This window comes from Duganella sp. Root336D2 (assembly GCF_001425005.1).
GTDB lineage: Bacteria > Pseudomonadota > Gammaproteobacteria > Burkholderiales > Burkholderiaceae_D > Rugamonas.
The window spans coordinates 132865-150595 of the sequence record NZ_LMDB01000033.1; the positions used below are offsets into that span (position 1 = coordinate 132865).

Consider the following 17731-nt stretch of genomic DNA (forward strand, 5'->3'; position numbering starts at 1 on the left):
TTATACCTTCAGCTTTTCGCCGGTCAGGCGTTCGATGGCTTCGAAGTACTTGGCCTGGGTCTTTTCGATCACTTCCGCTGGCAGCGCTGGTGCCGGCGGGGTCTTCTGCCAGTCCGTCAGGGTTTCCAGGTAATCGCGCACGAACTGCTTGTCGTAGGACGGCGGCGAGATGCCTGGACGGTAGGAGTCGGCCGGCCAGAAGCGCGAAGAGTCGGCGGTCAGCACTTCATCCATCAGGTGCAGGACACCGTTGTCGTCCAGGCCGAATTCGAACTTGGTGTCGGCGATGATGATGCCCCTGGTGGCAGCGTAGTCGGCAGCGGTGGTGTACAGCTTGATCGCGACTTCGCGGATCCTGGCAGCCAGTTCGGCGCCGATTTTCTTTTCCATCTCTTCGAAGGAGATGTTTTCATCGTGTTCGCCCAGGTCGGCCTTGGCGGCCGGGGTGAAGATTGGTTCCGGCAGCTTGTCGGCTTGCTGCAGGCCTTCCGGCAGCTTGATGCCGCAGATGGAACCGCTGGCCTGGTAGTCTTTCCAGCCGGAGCCGATGATGTAGCCGCGTACCACCGCTTCCACCAGGATTGGCTTCAGGCGCTTCGCCACAACGGCGCGGCCTTTCACCTGCTCCACTTCGTCCTGTGCCACCACGGACTCCGGCGTCACGCCGGTCAGGTGGTTAGGGACGATGTGGCCCAGTTTCTCGAACCAGAAATCGGACATCTGGTTCAGGACCATGCCTTTGCCGGGGATCGGCTCGTTCATCACAACGTCGAACGCGGACAGGCGATCGGTGGTGACGATCAGGATCTTGTCGGTGCCGACGGCGTAGTTGTCGCGCACTTTACCGTGGCCCAGCAGGGGGAGGGATTTGATGGAGGATTTGTACAGGCTGTTCATGGCGGGGGTACTTTGAGAGTTTTAAACCGGTAAACCCGGGTCAGACCCAAGGGTCAGACCCGACCGGCGGCGGTCGCGTGTCCGGGTCAGACCCTTGGGTCCGACCCTGCCTTACCGGTTTTATTACTTGACGATCTGGGCCAGCTCGCCGGCCTTGTAACGCTCAGCCATCTTCTCCAGCGAGATCGGCTTGATCAGGGACGCACGGCCTTCGCAGCCGAACGACAGGAAGCGTGCCTTCACCACTTCTTCAGCAGCAGCGCGGGCTGGCTTCAGGAAGTCGCGTGGATCGAACTTCGATGGGTTTTCGAACATGTACTTGCGCACAGCCGCAGTCATGGCCAGGCGGATATCGGTGTCGATATTGATCTTGCGCACGCCGTGACGGATGCCTTCCTGGATCTCTTCCACAGGCACGCCGTAGGTTTCCTTCATGTCACCGCCGAATTCACGGATGATGGCCAGCAGTTCCTGCGGCACGGACGACGAACCGTGCATCACCAGGTGGGTGTTAGGAATGCGGGCGTGGATTTCCTTGATGCGGTCGATCGCCAGGATGTCGCCGGTTGGCTTGCGGGTGAACTTGTAGGCGCCATGCGAGGTGCCGATAGCGATTGCCAGCGCATCGCACTGGGTCTTCTGCACGAAGTCGGCAGCTTGCGCCACGTCGGTCAGCAGCTGTTCGCGGGTCATGGTGCCTTCCGCGCCGTGGCCGTCTTCCTTGTCGCCCTTCATGGTTTCCAGGGAGCCCAGCACGCCCAGTTCCGCTTCCACGGTCACGCCGATGGAGTGGGAAAACTTCACCACTTCCTTCGACACTTCCACGTTGTACTCGTAGGAAGCAACGGACTTGCCGTCAGCCATCAGGGAACCGTCCATCATCACCGACGAGAAGCCGGATTTGATTGCAGCCATGCAGACTGCCGGCGACTGGCCGTGGTCCTGGTGCATGACGACCGGGATGTGCGGGTAGGCTTCGATCGCGGCGTCGATCAGGTGACGCAGGAACGCCTCGCCAGCGTACTTACGGGCGCCAGCGGAAGCCTGCATGATCACCGGCGCGTTGACAGCGTCGGCGGCGGCCATGATGGCCTGCACTTGTTCCAGGTTGTTGACGTTAAAAGCCGGGATGCCGTAGCCGTGTTCAGCGGCGTGGTCCAGCAGTTGGCGCATGGATACGAGGGACATGGTAGAACTCCAATAACAATAAAGAAATCGTTAGCGTTTATCGTGCCGAGTCGGCGCGGTGAGTGAACTCACCCACTTTCACGATACGCAATGCGTTCGTGCCGCCCACCTTGCCCATCGGTGCACCCCAGGTAACCACAATCATATCGCCCTTCTGGGCAATACCCTGTTTTACCAGGAGGTCTTCCGCGTTGCGCAGCACGACGTCGGTCGGTGCGTCCTGCATCAGCTGGTGGGTGCAAACATTACGGTACAAAGCCAGCTTGCGCTGGGTGGTGGTGCTCGGCGTGAGCGCAATAATCGGGGTGTCGATGTTGTGGCGGCTCATCCACAGCGCGGTGGAACCGGACTCGGTCAGGGCCACAATCGCCTTCACGCGCAGGTGATGCGCGGTGAACAGGGCGCCATAGGCGATCGACTGGTCGATGCGGGTGAAGCGGGCGTTCAGGAAGTCCGCATCGAGTTTGTTGTATTCGGATTGCTCGGCTTCGGTACAGATGGCCGCCATCATTTCCACAGTTTCCACTGGGTATTTACCGGACGCGGTCTCGGCCGAGGTCATCACGGCATCGGTACCGTCCAGCACGGCATTCGCCACGTCGGATACTTCGGCGCGCGTCGGCACCGCGTTGAAGATCATCGACTCCATCATCTGGGTCGCGGTGATGGCAATCTTGTTCGACTCGCGCGCCATGCGGATCATGCGCTTCTGCAGCGCAGGCACGGCGGCGTTGCCTACCTCAACAGCCAGGTCGCCGCGGGCCACCATGATGCCGTCGGAAGCGTTCAGGATCTCCTGCAGCGCAGGAATCGCTTCCGCGCGCTCGATCTTGGCGATCATCAGCGGCTTGAAGCCGAATGGCTCGCCGGCGATATTGGCCAGCTGGCGCGCCATTTCCATATCGGTAGCATTTTTCGGGAAGGAAATCGCCAGGTAATCGGCCTGGAACGACATCGCAGTCTTGATGTCTTCCATATCCTTGGCGGTCAGCGCCGGCGCTGTCAGGCCGCCGCCCTGGCGGTTGATGCCCTTGTTGTTGGACAGCTCGCCGCCGATCTTCACGGTGGTATAGATTTCGCTGCCGATGATCTTATCCACGGTCAGCACGATCAGGCCGTCGTTCAGCAGCAGCACGTCGGCCGGCCTCACGTCGCTCGGCAGGCTCTTGTAGTCCAGGCCCACGCGCTCCTGGCTACCCAGCTCACCATTTTCGCCCCACTTGGCGTCGAGGATGAACTTGTCGCCCTTGGCCAGCTCGATCTTGTTGTTCTCGAACTTGCCGATACGGATCTTCGGACCCTGCATGTCGGCCATGATCGCCACTTCCTTGCCGCATTCCGCAGCCGCCTTTCGCACCAGCGCAGCGCGATCGATATGATCCTGCGCCTTGCCATGCGAGAAATTCAGGCGGACCACGTCGACGCCCGCCTTGATCATCTGGATCAGGATGCTGAGGTCGGTCGATGCTGGGCCGATAGTTGCGACGATCTTGGTACCACGTGCCATGAAGGTTTCCTTCGTGTGAGCTTAAAAAAGTTCAAAAGGCGCCTTGCGGGCGCCTTTTACCGTGTTACTGGGCGCGTTGCGCCAGGATTTCCACTGCCGGCAAGGTCTTCCCTTCCAGGAATTCCAGGAAGGCGCCGCCGCCGGTGGAGATATAGCCGATCTTGTCGGTGATCTGGTACTTGGCGATTGCCGCCAGGGTGTCGCCACCACCGGCGATCGAGAAGCCCTTGGAGTTGGCGATTGCCATGGCCAGGGTCTTGGTGCCTTCGCCGAACTGGTCGAACTCGAACACGCCCACCGGGCCGTTCCAGACGATGGTGCCAGCTTCGGCGATCTGGGCCGCCAGCTTGGCCGCCGTCTTCGGACCGATGTCCAGGATCATGTCGTCGTCCGCCACGTCAGCCACATCCTTGACGGTAGCCACAGCGGTCGACGCAAACTCCTTGGCGCACACCACGTCGGTCGGGATCGGCACCTGGGCGCCACGGGCAGCCATCATGTCGATAATGGCTTTGGCATCGGCCACCAGGTCCGCTTCGGCCAGCGACTTACCGATCTTCAGGCCGGCAGCCAGCATGAAGGTATTGGCAATGCCGCCGCCGACGATCAGGTTGTCCACCTTGTCAGCCAGCGATTTCAGGATCGACAGCTTGGTCGACACTTTGGAACCGGCAACGATAGCCAGCAGAGGACGTGCCGGCGCGCCCAGGGCCTTGCCCAGCGCATCCAGCTCAGCGGCCAGCAGCGGGCCGGCGCAAGCGATCGGAGCGAACTTGGCGATACCGTGGGTGGTAGCTTCAGCGCGGTGCGCGGTACCGAAAGCATCGTTCACGTACACATCGCACAGCTTGGCCATTTTCTCGGCCAGCTCATCGGAATTCTTCTTTTCGCCCTTGTTGACGCGGCAGTTTTCCAGCAACACAACCTGGCCAGCGGCGACTTCCACGCCATCGACCCAGTTCTGCTTCAGTTCAACCGGCTGGCCCAGCAGCTCCGACATACGCTTGGCGATCGGCGCCAGGCTGTCTTCAGCTTTGAATTCGCCTTCGGTTGGACGGCCCAGGTGGGAGGTAACCATGACTTTTGCGCCGGCGCCCAAGGCCGCCTTAATCGCCGGAATCGAAGCACGAATGCGCGTATCTTCGGTGATATTGCCCGCATCATCCTGCGGCACGTTCAGATCTGCACGGATAAAGACGCGCTTGCCCTGCAGCGCGTTCTGCGCTACGAGGTCTTCCAGGCGGTTGAATTTCAGCATGGTTACTCAGGGGTCACAGTTGGAAAGAGCGCTATTTTACCTTAAGCCGAGCCCCCTTAGCCGCCTGATAAGCTCGGGTAAGGCCGATATTTAGTTGCAATTGCATCAATCAAATTCAGTGCCAGGTCTGTCATTTGGACACGAAAACCGCACTTTTGATCTTTCTCAAACCATCGTCGCGCAATTGTGCAGGTGTCAGGCCCAGCACTTGGCGAACGCTGCGGGCCATATGGCTTGGGTGCGAGAAGCCGGCCTCCAGCGCGATCTCGGTATTGGTCAGCATGCCTTCCTGCAGTAGCTGTCGGGCACGCTCAACGCGGCGGGCGAGGACAAAGCGGTGCACCGGCATCCCGGCTGCCTGACGAAACAGTTCCTTGAAGTGGGAAACGCTGAAACCGGCCACGGCTGCCAGTTCCGCCAGCGTCAGCTCCTGGTCGAGCCTGGCTTCGATATAGTCCTGGACGGCGCGCAGCCGCCAGGCCGGCAAGGCGCGGGCGGGCGCCGCGGCGGGCAGGCGGGAGGCTGGCGTTTGCAGCGCCAGCAATCGCGCGGCCAAGGCGCTGGCCAGGCTGTCGGCAAAGATGCGGCCACTGGGATGGCCGTCCTGCTCCTCGGCTCGCATCATCCAGCCGATGTGCTCAATTTGAGGGTCGCGGAGGTGAATGGCAGGCGCCAGCTCAGCGCCCAGGCGCATGTGCTCGGCAGTCTCCCTCATCAGCGATGGGTTCAGGCGCAGCAGCAATGAGGTAGCAGGCGCCGTCAACGTCCAGCGCGTGCTGGAGCCGGCTGGAACCACGCAGAACTGGCCGTGCAACCGGGTCCCCTGCCGTTCATACCGGCAAGCGCGATAGCTGACAGGCACCGGCGCGCCCAAATGCAGGCACAGCACATGCCGGCCATCCACCGGCGAATCGAAGCGGCCGTGCGGGACGGGCGAAGTCAAAACATCCAGCAGCGGCACCTCCTCCCGCACCGGGTAACACGTTGGTCGATTAGTCATTGCGTCCTCTCACGCAGGAAATGGGAGAGTGCGCCGATTCCGGCCAAGGCGCAATAAATTAATCGGCCGATTGTGCTCGCCAGCGGCCGATTATGCGCGCGGCCTGCCAGCGCTGCCGATAGCATCAGTCCAATCAATCAGCCACCGCATGGAGACCTCAATTGAAACGCCGAAACTTCCTTTCCCTGGCTGGCGCAGCGCTTGCCGCCAGCACCGTTCCGCAGCTATCCAATGCCGCCGCCGCAACCGAGGTCGAAAAATTCCGCGCAGCGCGCCGCTTTGCCGGACTGCCCTTTGGCCGCATCGCCTACGTCGAGCGCGGAAACGGACCGGCAGCAGCGCTGTTCCTGCACGGTGCCCCGCTGAACAGCTTCCAGTGGCGCGGCGCGCTTGAGCGCCTGTCGCCGCACCGCCGCTGCATCGCACCCGACTTCATGGGCCTGGGATATTCGGAAGCGCCCGCGCACCAGTCGCTGGCAGCATCCGCCCAGGCCGACATGCTGGCCGCCTTGCTCGACAAGCTCGGCGCCGGCACAGTGGATGTCATCGCCAGCGACAGCGGTGGCGCCGTCGCGCAGCTATTCCTGCTGCGCTACCCGCAACGCGTGCGCAGCATGATGTTGACCAACTGTGATATCGAACCGCACAGCCCGCCCGCTGAAATCGCCCCAGTGCTGGAGATGGCGCGCAACGGCACCCTGGCCGACGACACTGCCAAATGGCTGACCAATAAGGCAATGGCCCGCGCCACTTTTGGCGCCGCCGTCTTCCACAATCCCGCGCAATTGACGGATGAAATCATCGAATACTACGCCGCCCCGCTGGTGAGTTCACCGCTGCGGCGCAAGCAATACCATGAATTCCACAATGCCCTGTCGCCGAACCCGCTGGCCGGCATTGAGGCCGAACTACGGCGCAGCAGCGTTCCCGTAAAAATGGTCTGGGGCGCCAGCGATACGATCTTTACGCTCGCCGATGCGCGCTACCTGGACCAGCTCTTCCCGCGCTCGCAGGGCATTCGCGCCATCCCGGAAGGCAAGCTGTTCTTCCAGGAAGAATTCCCCGACATCATTGCCGAAGAAGCGCGCAAGCTGTGGCAGGTTTAGTAGCGGATCTCCAGGTTGTGTCCGTCCGGGTCTTCGAAGTAGCAAGCCAGCGCCAGTCCGCGCGCACCGTACTGGGGCTGGGGCGTGCTGCCCGAGCGGTCCATATGGTTGCCGCCGAACGGAATGCGGCGCTCGCGCAACTGCATCATCACGCGCTCGAAGTGTTCGGGCTCGACGCGGAAGGCCAGGTGCAGGTGCATGGTTGGCGGCTCCGCCAGCAGGTCCAGCGTGAAACCCTCGCTGACGCGTACGATCTCGAACGGGCCAGCCCTGCCCTCATGCTGGAAGCCCAGCACGCCTTCATAAAAGCGAATTGATGCCGCCGGGTCGCTCACCCGTAAAATCATGTGATCCAGTTCGACCATTTATCCTCCCAACTGTGCTATTGAGATTTCAGGACGGCGCGCTACTGGTTGCTTAGTTGAACACCAGGGAATTTGTGAACCGTTCCCAGCTCTTCAGCGACTCGCCCTCAGCACCCTGGGGCATTGTTACACCAAGCATGTATGTACCTCCCGGCACGCGAATAAACAGGCTACGGGTTGCCATTGTGCTCTCGCCAGGAAGGGAACCTTTCGACAGGACCGATGGGTATCCCCTGAAATTCACTACCTGCTCGGGACTCGCCTTCTCCATTTGCTGATCGTAACTACGGTGCATGCCTGCATCGCGGCCCGACCGCTCGAATACAGCCATGAAGGTAGAGCCAAATGTGTCTTTGGAGCGCAAGATAAATCCGGGTGCATCGCCATTCGCCTTGGTCGCGTCGAATACTTCCCCTGGCAGGTCGACAGAAAAGCCGCCTTCGGTCGAGCGAACATGCTGCCATCCGTCTGCCAACGCTTTCGCCCCCTTATTTTCGTGGGGACGTGTCACCAACCGCGAAATTGCATCCTGGATCGCGGGCATCTGTTTCTCGACCGGCTCCATATAGAAGAACCGGCGCAGTGGAGATACGGCATGGCGCGTGCCGTAGAAGCGGTAGCGCTTACCTTCCATTTGATCTTTGCCGCGCGCCTTGAATGGTTTCCGGCCGCCGGCAAAACAGGGGCTGATTTCCAGCGTCAACGACTTGCCGATCTTTTTCGGATCGCGTTCGGCCACCATCTTGGCTTCTTCAACAGTCACATCGGAGGGATATAGTTTGCCGTTGAAGGTAATGATCGTGTAAACGGTGGCCTCCATGATCCAGTCGGCCTTGTTTGCCGCCTCTTGCGCCGTCGTCACCGCCGATGGGCAACTTCCGTCTCCATAAAAGTCTGCCGCCTGGGTAGCGCCGGCAATCATCAGCAAAGCTGGGATCAGGAAGTTTCGTGCCATAGTTTAGGAGAGAATTAATCGCAATGCCGTAAAGCATGCCATGCCGAACACAATTGTCTCAAGCATATTTCGGCGAACGAGGTAATAGGCGATGGCGGCGGCGCCAGCCAGCAGCTTGTAGTTGTGGAGGCTGAATTCGACTGTGCCTTGCGGGTCGAGCAGCAGGTCGGGCCCGATGATGGCGGCCAGCGCGCAGGCGGGTGCATAGCGCAGCATCTCCTGCACCCGGGTCGGGATCGAGACGTGCTCGCCGATCACCCAGAACGAGGAGCGCGTGACTGCAGTGGCGCAAACCAGGGCGCCGATCGTCAGCCAGATTTCAAGGTCAGACATTGGCGCCCTTTCGTCGTTCGATCATTCCTTCAACCGCCATGGCAGTGACCATGCCAACCAGGACCGCGGCCAGCAGGCCCAGTTTGTACGGGAAGCCATGCGCCAGCACTGCGGTCACGCCGGCTACCAGCGCGCCGCACAAGGCCGGACGACTGGCCACCATCGGCACTGTGATGCAGACAATCGCCAGCGTGCCGGCAAATCCGAGTCCCCATTCGGCCGGCACTGCGCTGCCAAGCAAAATGCCGGCGATGGAGCCGGATTGCCAGGCGAGAAAGTTTGGGTACAGCAGGCCGCGCAGGTAAGACACCTTGCCTGCCTCCGGCTTTTCGGTCGGGTAGCGCTGCATGAAAAAGGCGGTGGTCATGTCGCCGGCGCCGTAGCCAAGCAGGAAGCGGCGCCATAACGGCAGCTTGGCAAAATGCGGCGCCAGTATGGCGGCAAAAATCACGAATCGAAGATTGACCACCACTGCGGTCAGGAAGATCACCCAGATCGGCGCGGCAGCGGCGATCAGCGGCAGCGAGGCGAGTTGCGCGGAACCGGCAAACACCAGCAGGGTCATGCCCAGCGCCTGCCCTACGGTCAGGCCGGATTTGACCATGGCCACACCCACCACCAGGCCCCATGCGGTGATGCCGAACAGGGTTGGGGTGCCGTCTTTCAGCCCTGCGCGCCAGGATGGCTCGTGGTGGGCTGCGACATCGGGCAGGCTATCTGGAGAACTCATTTGCAACCGCTTGGGAAAGCCGACATTCTACCGACGAATGCTTTTCGCTGCCGGGATGCATTAAAATCTTGGTTTTTGATCTTGCGGAGTGTTATAAGATGAGCAACGCCACCCAGCCAGTAGAACTCGATGGCAAAGACCTGCCGGCCTACTGCCCGAATCCAGCCATGCCGCTGTGGTCTTCTCACCCGCGCGTGTTCCTGGACTTCAAGCATGGTGAAGCGAAATGCCCATACTGCGGCACCCAGTACCAGCTGAAGCCTGGTACCGAAGTCGGCCACCACTAATCTATCCCCGGAGCCCGGATGGCAGCACGTAAACACCAGAATGGCAGTGCGGCAGAAGTCGAAGCAGCCTTTTACGATGCCTTGAACCGGGCCGACCTGGAAGCCTTGATGGCGCTGTGGGCGGATGACGAGGAAATCGTCTGCATCCATCCCGGCGGCCCGCGCCTGATCGGGCATGGCGCCATCCGCGATTCCTGGAGTGCACTTTTGGAACACGGCGGGTTGCAAATTCGCCCGTCCCAGCTGCATGAGACACACAACCTGATGAGTTCGGTGCATACTGTCATCGAGGGCGTCACAGCGGCAAGCGGCGAGCCGGCGCACCTGATTGCGACCAATGTGTACGTTAAGACACCGAAGGGTTGGCGCATTGTGTTGCATCATGTGTCTGTAGCGCCGGGACCTGTTCCCGTCGATCCGCGCGCTCAAATACTGCACTAAAAAAAGGGGGATCCGGCCCGCTGGGTCGATCCCAGCCGCGCCATGAACTACATCGCCCCATTCTGGCTGCCGAGCGGCCATTTGCAGACCATTTACCCGGCTACCTGCATAGCCAAGCCCGACGTCCGTTTCCGCCGCGAACGGTGGCATACCCCGGACGCGGATTTCATCGATGTCGATTTCGTCGACGGCACGCCGGGCAAGCCCTTTGTGGTGCTGTTCCACGGATTGGAAGGCTCGTCCGACAGCCATTACTCGCGCGCCCTGATGGCGGAAATCACGCGCCGCGGCTGGTCCGGCGCCGTACCGCATTTCCGCGGCTGTTCCGGCGAAGCGAACCTGGCGCCGCGCTTCTATCATTCCGGCGATTCCGGTGAACTGGACTGGATCATCCGCCGCCTGCATCCGCATGCCACCGGCAAGTTCTACGCTTGCGGCGTTTCGCTGGGCGGCAATGTGCTGCTGCGCTGGCTGGGCGAATCGCAGCACCAGGCAGGGTTTATCGACGCGGCTTGCGCCGTATCGGCGCCGCTCGACCTGGCGCAAGGCGGCAACGCCCTGTCGCGCGGCTTGAGCCGCCTCTACACGCGCATGTTCCTGCAAACGCTGAAACCGAAATGCCTGGCCAAGCTGCAGCAATTCCCCGGCCTGTTCGACCTTGATGCGCTGATGGCAGCGCAGGATTTGCACGCCTTCGACAATGTGGTTACGGCGCCGCTGCACGGCTACCGCGATGCGGACGATTACTGGGACCGCGCCAGCGCCAAACACGTGCTGACCGATATCACGGTGCCGACCCTGGTGCTGAATGCGAAGAACGACCCCTTCATGCCGGGTGCATATTTGCCGCGCGATGCATCGCGCCATGTGGTGCTGGACTATCCGGAAGAAGGCGGCCATGTGGGTTTCGCCACCGGCCGCATGCCGGGCAGCCTCGATTGGCTGCCACTGCGCATGCTGAACTTCCTGACCGCCGTCGAAACCCGCGAGATGGCCGAGGCTTGAACAATGGATGAAATAGTCAAACAGGCGATGGTCAAGTGGCCGAATGTGCCGCATTGCTACGGCTGGCTGGCGCTCGATGCGCGCGGCAACTGGCGCATGCGCGATGAGCGCGCGCAGCATTTCAACGAAGCGGGCGACAAGCTGACCAACCCGGCACTGGTCGGCTTCATCACGCGCAATTACCAGAGCGATGAACAGGGCCGCTGGTATTTCCAGAACGGCCCGCAGCGCGTGTACCTGAACCTCGAGACCACACCGTTCATTGCGCGCACCGATCCGGTCCACGGCTTCGTGCTGCATACCGGTGCACCGCTGGGCGAAGTGGATGCGGCCTGGCTGACCGAAGCCGGCGAGCTGCTGCTGCGCAGCGGCGATGTGCTGGCACAGCTCGACGACCGCGACTTCGCGCAAGTGCTGCCGCAACTGGAACTGAACGGCCGCCAGGTAGGCGACAACGCCCTGCTGGCATGGCTGGATGCCGCGGCCAGCGATCCTGCCAGCCTGTCGCCGCTCACCTTGCGCGTCGGTGAGCGCGCCGTGCCGCTGGCGGCAATCGCGCGCGACACCGTGCCGCAAGCATTCAGTTTCAAGCGCCAGCCGCAACCTTGACCGGTTGCCCTCTCCGGGGCATGATGTTAAGAGAAAAACAATCCCGGAGAACTCCCTGATGAAACGTGCTGCAAAGTGGCTGGGCGGTATTGCGCTCGGCCTGGTTGTGCTGGCCCTGGCCCTCGTCGCCCACACCTGGTATTTCAAGCCCCTCAAGCTGGACTGGTTCTACGCCCGCGTATTTGCCGCCTATGCGATCGACAGCCCCGAAATGCTGTCCGACATGCGCATCCTGCCCGGCTGGCTGGACTTTTACAGCAAGAAGCTCGATGACGCTTCGCCCGCCCACAGCGTCAAACAAATGGCACAACTCAAACAAGACCTGGCCATGCTGGAGAGCTACAGCACGGAAGGTCTCGATGCCGAGGGCAAGCTGTCCTACGACACGCTGCGCTTCTTCCTGAAAAGCCAGGTAGAGGGCGAAGCATTCATCGATCATGGCTTCCCGGTCAACCAGATGATGGGCGTGCAGAGCATGCTGCCGCAATTCATGACCGACGTGCACCAGGTTACGGACAAGGGCGAGGCGGCAGCCTATATCGCACGCCTGAACCTGTTCCCGGTCAAATTCGGCCAGGTGGCGGAAGCGATTCGCCATAGCGAAAGCAAAGGGATCGTGCCGCCGAAATTCACCGTCGACAAAGTGCTGGCGGAAATGAAGGCCGTTGTCGCCACGCCGGTCAACGAGCATGTGCTGGTGACCAATATGCGCGACAAGCTGGCCAAGGTGAAAGAGCTGTCCGACACCGAGCGCAGCGCCTTGCTGGCCCAAACCGAAAAGGCAGTGCAGGAGGCGGTCTACCCTGCCTATGGCAAGCTGATTGATGCTTTCACCGCGCTGCAATCCAAGGCCACTACCAACAATGGCGCCTGGAGCTTGCCGAACGGCGAAGCTTACTACGCCTGGGCAGTGCGCCAGCATACGACTTCGAACCTGACGCCGCAGCAGGTGCATGAACTGGGCCTGGCGGAAGTCGAGCGCGTTGGCGCGGAGATGGATGCCATCCTCAAAGGTGAAGGCCTGGCCGAAGGTTCGATCGGCAAGCGCGTGCAGATCCTGGCTTCGCGCCCTGAGCAGCAGTATGCGAATACCGACGAAGGCAAGAAGGCCATGCTGGCGCAGTACCAGGCCATCCTGGACGAGGTCAACAAAGGCCTCGACCCGGTGTTCGACGTGCGCCCGAAACTGGGCGTTGAAGTGCAGGCGGTGCCGGTCGCATCGCAGGCGACTGCACCAGGTGCCTATTATATGCAGGGCTCTTTCGACGGCAGCCGGCCGGGCGTGTTCTACGCGAACATGCGCGCACCGGGCGAAACGCCGAAGTTCGCCATGCGCACGCTGGCTTACCACGAAGGCATTCCGGGCCACCATTTCCAGATCGCGATCCAGCAGGAGATGACGGGCGTACCATTCTTCCGCAAGATCATTCCGTTCACTGCCTACAATGAGGGCTGGGCGCTGTACGCGGAACGGCTGGCGGCGGAACAGGGGTTCCAGAAAACCCAGCTGGATAACCTGGGCCGCCTGCGCGACGAAATGATGCGCGCGACCCGCCTGGTGGTCGATACCGGCATTCATTACAAGCGCTGGACGCGCGAGCAGGCCATTGATTACATGATGAACACCACCGGCATGGCGGAAGGCGATGTGACGGCGGAGATCGAACGCTACTTCGTCAATCCAGGCCAGGCGCTGGCTTACAAGGTCGGCATGCTGAAGATTCTCGCGCTGCGCGAGCAGGCGAAGAAGGAGCTTGGCAACAAGTTCGACCTGAAACAATTCCACAACGAAGTACTGATACACGGCGCCTTGCCATTGACCCTGCTGGAAGGCGTAGTCAATGACTGGGTCGCCAAACGGAAAACCGCATGAATAATTTTGAACGCGCAGAAGAACTGAACGAACAAGGCATCGCCCATCGTGAGGCCGGCAATGACGACCTGGCGCTCCAGGCTTATGAAGAGGCATTGCGGCTCAACCCGGACGCAGCAAAAACGCTGTACAACATTGGCCTGATCTACAAGTACCGCAACGACTGGGTCAAATCCTTCGATTACAACCAGCGTGCATATGCACTGCGGCCGGACGACGAAGCGAGCCGCTGGAACCTGGCCATCGCAGCGACTGCGCTGCGCGACTGGGCTACGGTGCGCCAGGCCTGGGCCGATAACGGCATCAAGCTCGAGGGGACAGAAGGGCCGATTGACATGGACTTCGGCCCGACGCCTGTTCGGCTGAACCCGGACGGCGACGGCGAAGTAGTCTGGGCCACCCGTATCGACCCGGTACGCGCCGTGCTGCGCAACATTCCATACCCGGACTCAGGATTCCGTTGCGGGGACATCGTCCTGCACGACGGCGCCAGCGTCGGCAAACGCGAGTCGGGCGGCCGGGAATACTCGGTATTCAATGTGCTGGAGTTGTTTGAGGCATCGAAGCTCAGCACGTTCTGCATGGAAGTGCAGGAAGCCACCGAGCAGCAGATGGCGACGCTGGAAGCCGCATTCGAAGCGGCCGGCATGCCGTTTGAAGACTGGACGTCCAACGTGCGCACGCTATGCAAAGCGTGTAGCGAAGGCGTGCCGCACGAGCATGCCGAGGGCGAAGAAGAGGAGCCAGCGTGGAATCCAACGCGCCTGGTGGGCGTTGCCGCGATTTCGTATGACGAAATCGCCGCAATCCTCGACAAAGTTCCGGGCATGGAGCAGATGGAAATCGAGATTTCCATCGAGCTGGAACCTCCAGCCTGATTACTCCTTGTCTTTCTTCTTATCGCCCATCATCTCGCGGCGCTTTGCCTGCAGCTCGCGCTCGCGGGCATCGATCACCGACTGGTCGTAGTAAGTCGCATCGGGTGCCTTGCGGGCCAGCGCCAGCTGGTCCAGCGCGGCCAGCACGCCGCCCAGCAGCACATAGGATTCCGCCAGCGAGATATGCTGCAGGGCGATCTTGCCCTGCTTGGCGTAGGCCTGCGCCATGTAATCGTGCAATTCCGGCTCGCGGCGGTACATCTGCAGCTGGTCGCGCAGGAAGCGCGTGGCTTCATCGTATTTGCCGCCCTTGATCAGGGCGTCGGCGTATTGCCACACCAGGCCGCGCGATAACGGGAAACGGCCTTGCGCCAGCTGTGCTTCCTCGATAGCGGCGGTGATCACTTCCGGCTTGTTCTCCTGCGCCAGCTTGATCTCGAGCGACATATAGGCCAGCGCCGAATCGGTCGTGCCAAGCGGGATAGGCGTGCTGAACGCGCCCGCAACCGGCGGCTTGTCGATGGTGCCGCGCGCCTTGTCCAGCCATTCCTGCGCGGCAGCAAACTCGGAGCGCTTGAGCGACACCATCGCCATGCCGTACTGGCCGGCGGCCACGTTCTGCCGGCCAGGCTGCTGTATCTGGTTCCTGAACACCGCTTCCGTGTCGGACAGGCCTTTGCTGCTTTCGTCCTGCAGCACGCGGGCACGGGCGCGGATCAGGTGGAAGTCCATGCCGTCCACGCGCTGGCTGAATTTCTGATCGCGGATGCGGGCCTGGATATCGGCGATACGCTCCGTGGTCAACGGGTGGCTCATCAGCCAGGGCGGCATCAGGTCGCTGTACATGCGCGTGCTGTTCTGCATGCGCTGGAAGAAGGACACCATGCCGCTGGCGTCGTAACCGGCAGCATTCATGATCTGGAAACCGACACGGTCCGCCTCGCGCTCCGCGTCGCGGCCGAAATTCAGCTGGCGCTGGATGGCCAGGCCCTGCCCGCCCAGGAACACGCCCATTGCCGCATCTGAACTGGACTTGGCAGCCAGCGCAGCAAGCAGCATCGCAGCCAGGGGGATCAGGGCATCGTTCTTTTGCGCCCCAAGCTGGCGCGCGATATGGCGCTGCGCCACGTGGCCGATCTCGTGCGACAGCACCGACGCCAGTTCGGATTCGTTCTGCGCCGCCAGCAGCAACTGCGAGTGCACGCCAATATAGCCGCCCGGCATGGCAAACGCATTCAGGTTCTTGTCGCGGATCGCAAAGAAATAGTACTCAAGGTTGGCATCGCCGCGCGCACCCGGCCGCGCATCCACCAGCTTGGTGCCGAAGCTGTTCAGGTATTCGATGATCGGCGGGTCATCCAGGTAGTCGCGCTCGAAGCGCAGGCTTTGCATGATCTCTTCGCCCAGGCGCTTCTCCATCACAGGAGACATGTCCTCGCGCGAGGCATCGCCCAGCGTCGGCAATTCAGTCTGCTGCGCCTGCCCTGCCGGGGCAGCGATCAGCAGGCCGGAAACCAGTGCCGCCAGCAAGGGACGGCGAAAATGTAGTGCATTCACAGTGCTATCATACCCGTTCAACAAGAGAGCTACGCGATGACCGAACACCTTACTCATTTTGACGCTGCCGGCCAGGCCCATATGGTCGATGTCGGCGCCAAGGCCGAAACCCACCGTATTGCCGTTGCCACCGGCAGTATCCGCATGAAGCCGGAAACGCTGGCGCTTATTCTATCGGGAACCGCCAAGAAAGGGGATGTCCTTGGCATCGCCCGCATTGCCGCCATCATGGCCTCCAAGCGCACGGCCGACCTGGTCCCCTTGTGCCACCCTTTGGCCCTGACCCGCGTCGCAGTGGACTTTACCACCGATGAACCCAGCAACACCCTCCATTGCCGCGCCCAGGTCGAAACTTACGGCAAGACCGGCGTGGAAATGGAAGCCCTGACCGCGGTGCAGGTCGGCCTCTTGACCGTCTACGACATGTGCAAAGCCGTCGACCGCGGCATGGTGATGACCGATATCCGCGTCACCGAAAAAGCGGGCGGCAAGTCCGGCGACTGGAAAGCCTGATGCTGCGCCGCGCGGCTGTCGCATCATGCTTAGCCCTGCTCGCAGCCTGCGACAGCGAAAATGGCGGACGCGGCGCAATAGCCGACGTGGCGAATACCGAATGGCACCGCAAAGACCTCAACGTCCACCTGTCTCGCTGGCTGGCAGTGGCGCCTACGCCTTCCGGCCTGCTGCAGGCACAGTTCGAGCGTAGCTGGCTGCCGGCCAGCAGGATTCCCGGCGACCTGACCGGCCATTCCCGCATGGTGTACACCATGCTGATCGGGTATGAAGCGACTGGCGACGCGCGCTACCTGGAAGTGGGCAAGCGCGGTGCAGACCTCCTGCTTACCACCTTCCACGACCCGCTGCATGGCGGCTTTTTCCAGGGTGTCGATGCGCAGGGCAAGCCGGTCAACATGAAAAAGAACAGCTACGGCCACGCCTTTGCCCTGCTCGCGCTGTCGCATGCGGCACGTGTGACGGGCGAACCGAAGTACAAGGAAGCGGCGCTGGCGGCCTGGCACGACATTCGCAATAACCTGCGCGACCCGGCCGGTGGCTTGCGCAGCAGCGCGCCCCGCGACTTTACTCCGGCGCCGGAGAAATACCTCTCGCAAAACCCCATCATGCATATGTTCGAGGCCTTGCTGGCCCTGATCGATGCCACCGGTGACCAGCAAGTCGTGGCAGATGCGCGCGCACTGGGCGACTTCGTGCTGAACCGCCTCATGATCGGCCTGCCGGATGGCGGTGCTTACATTCCCGAGTGGTATGACCTGCAGTGGAAGCCCCTGGCCAATGATGAGGGCTACATTGACATTGGCCACCAGTTCGAATGGAGCCACCTCCTGCGCAGCGCGGAGAAGCGCGGCCTGCCACCGCTGTATTCCGGCGTGGCCGACCGCTTGCTGAAGTTTGCAGTGGCAAAAGGCTATGACGAACAGGATGGCGGCGTCTTCAACCGCATTTACACGAGCGGCCAGGTCGATCGCGGAAAATTCTGGTGGCAGCAAGCCGAAGGAATGAAGGCCTTCCTGGCGGTGGCGCAGCGGCCGGAAATGGCGCGGCGCTACGAGGAAACGCGCGAGCTGGTGGATAAAGAAATTCTCGACCACGACAACGGCGGCTGGCGCTTCGGCGCCAAGGAAACCTGCGCGCGGGTCAATTGCGGCAAGATACAGCCCGACCCATATCACCTGGTCGGCCTGGACTGGATGGCCCTATCGACAAAGCGCTAATTGATGCGT

At 61.5% G+C, this 17731-nt stretch carries 19 protein-coding genes; 9 read left to right on the plus strand and 10 right to left on the minus strand.

Annotation, left to right across the window (positions count from 1 at the left end; genetic code table 11):
* From ASD07_RS18915 to ASD07_RS18935, 5 genes are all read right to left on the minus strand, one after another.
* Complete coding sequence (locus ASD07_RS18915) at positions 1-897, minus strand: phosphoribosylaminoimidazolesuccinocarboxamide synthase (RefSeq protein ID WP_055933894.1); 897 nt, start codon at positions 895-897, stop codon at positions 1-3.
* 123 nt (positions 898-1020) lie between these two features.
* Complete coding sequence (gene fba, locus ASD07_RS18920; RefSeq protein ID WP_055933896.1) at positions 1021-2085, minus strand: class II fructose-bisphosphate aldolase; 1065 nt, start codon at positions 2083-2085, stop codon at positions 1021-1023.
* A 37-nt stretch (positions 2086-2122) separates the two neighbouring features.
* Complete coding sequence (gene pyk, locus ASD07_RS18925) at positions 2123-3592, minus strand: pyruvate kinase (protein WP_055933898.1); 1470 nt, start codon at positions 3590-3592, stop codon at positions 2123-2125.
* Positions 3593-3656: 64 nt separating this feature from the next.
* Positions 3657-4850, minus strand: a complete 1194-nt coding sequence (locus ASD07_RS18930; protein WP_055933900.1) for a phosphoglycerate kinase — start codon at positions 4848-4850, stop codon at positions 3657-3659.
* A 130-nt stretch (positions 4851-4980) separates the two neighbouring features.
* Positions 4981-5850 carry a helix-turn-helix domain-containing protein gene (locus ASD07_RS18935; protein WP_055933902.1) on the minus strand — a complete coding sequence of 290 codons (870 nt, stop codon included), beginning with the start codon at positions 5848-5850 and terminating at the stop codon, positions 4981-4983.
* A 161-nt stretch (positions 5851-6011) separates the two neighbouring features.
* On the opposite strand from ASD07_RS18935, the gene ASD07_RS18940 reads away from it, so the two are divergent.
* Positions 6012-6956 carry an alpha/beta fold hydrolase gene (locus tag ASD07_RS18940; protein WP_055933904.1) on the plus strand — a complete coding sequence of 315 codons (945 nt, stop codon included), beginning with the start codon at positions 6012-6014 and terminating at the stop codon, positions 6954-6956.
* Here ASD07_RS18940 and ASD07_RS18945 read toward each other — a convergent pair.
* From ASD07_RS18945 to ASD07_RS18960, 4 genes are read right to left on the minus strand one after another with little or no spacing between them, the layout of a single operon-like run.
* Complete coding sequence (locus ASD07_RS18945; RefSeq protein ID WP_055933906.1) at positions 6953-7321, minus strand: VOC family protein; 369 nt, start codon at positions 7319-7321, stop codon at positions 6953-6955. The genes ASD07_RS18940 and ASD07_RS18945 overlap by 4 nt on opposite strands.
* 52 nt (positions 7322-7373) lie before the next feature.
* Positions 7374-8276, minus strand: a complete 903-nt coding sequence (locus ASD07_RS18950; protein WP_055933908.1) for a hypothetical protein — start codon at positions 8274-8276, stop codon at positions 7374-7376.
* A gap of 3 nt (positions 8277-8279) precedes the next feature.
* The gene (locus ASD07_RS18955; protein WP_055933909.1) at positions 8280-8609 is read right to left on the minus strand and encodes an AzlD domain-containing protein; all 330 of its coding nucleotides are present in this window, start codon (positions 8607-8609) and stop codon (positions 8280-8282) included.
* Positions 8602-9339 (minus strand): AzlC family ABC transporter permease, encoded by a 738-nt coding sequence (locus ASD07_RS18960; protein WP_055933911.1) that lies wholly within the window; start codon positions 9337-9339, stop codon positions 8602-8604. Before ASD07_RS18960 ends, ASD07_RS18955 begins: the two co-directional genes overlap by 8 nt.
* Positions 9340-9437: 98 nt before the next feature.
* On the opposite strand from ASD07_RS18960, the gene ASD07_RS18965 reads away from it, so the two are divergent.
* The 6 genes from ASD07_RS18965 to ASD07_RS18990 are packed head-to-tail and all read left to right on the plus strand — an operon-like array spanning position 9438 to position 14432.
* Positions 9438-9626 (plus strand): zinc-finger domain-containing protein, encoded by a 189-nt coding sequence (locus ASD07_RS18965; RefSeq protein WP_055933912.1) that lies wholly within the window; start codon positions 9438-9440, stop codon positions 9624-9626.
* An 18-nt stretch (positions 9627-9644) separates the two neighbouring features.
* On the plus strand, positions 9645-10067 hold the full coding sequence (locus tag ASD07_RS18970; RefSeq protein WP_055933914.1) for a nuclear transport factor 2 family protein: 423 nt from the start codon (positions 9645-9647) through the stop codon (positions 10065-10067).
* Between the two features lie 42 nt (positions 10068-10109).
* Complete coding sequence (locus ASD07_RS18975) at positions 10110-11072, plus strand: YheT family hydrolase (RefSeq protein WP_055933916.1); 963 nt, start codon at positions 10110-10112, stop codon at positions 11070-11072.
* 3 nt (positions 11073-11075) lie between these two features.
* Complete coding sequence (locus tag ASD07_RS18980; protein ID WP_055933919.1) at positions 11076-11681, plus strand: DUF2946 family protein; 606 nt, start codon at positions 11076-11078, stop codon at positions 11679-11681.
* A 58-nt stretch (positions 11682-11739) separates the two neighbouring features.
* Positions 11740-13554, plus strand: coding sequence for a DUF885 family protein (locus ASD07_RS18985; protein ID WP_055933921.1), 1815 nt, complete (start codon positions 11740-11742; stop codon positions 13552-13554).
* Positions 13551-14432 (plus strand): tetratricopeptide repeat protein, encoded by an 882-nt coding sequence (locus tag ASD07_RS18990; RefSeq protein WP_055933922.1) that lies wholly within the window; start codon positions 13551-13553, stop codon positions 14430-14432. Before ASD07_RS18985 ends, ASD07_RS18990 begins: the two co-directional genes overlap by 4 nt.
* Here the strand turns inward: ASD07_RS18990 and ASD07_RS18995 are convergent, their stop codons facing one another.
* Positions 14433-16046 carry a M48 family metalloprotease gene (locus ASD07_RS18995; RefSeq protein ID WP_082507456.1) on the minus strand — a complete coding sequence of 538 codons (1614 nt, stop codon included), beginning with the start codon at positions 16044-16046 and terminating at the stop codon, positions 14433-14435.
* On the opposite strand from ASD07_RS18995, the gene moaC reads away from it, so the two are divergent.
* Entirely contained in the window at positions 16026-16502 is a 477-nt protein-coding gene (moaC, locus tag ASD07_RS19000; protein ID WP_055933926.1) for a cyclic pyranopterin monophosphate synthase MoaC, read from the plus strand. The genes ASD07_RS18995 and moaC overlap by 21 nt on opposite strands.
* On the plus strand, positions 16502-17722 hold the full coding sequence (locus ASD07_RS19005; protein ID WP_055933927.1) for an AGE family epimerase/isomerase: 1221 nt from the start codon (positions 16502-16504) through the stop codon (positions 17720-17722). Before moaC ends, ASD07_RS19005 begins: the two co-directional genes overlap by 1 nt.
* The last annotated feature ends 9 nt before the right edge of the window (positions 17723-17731 follow it).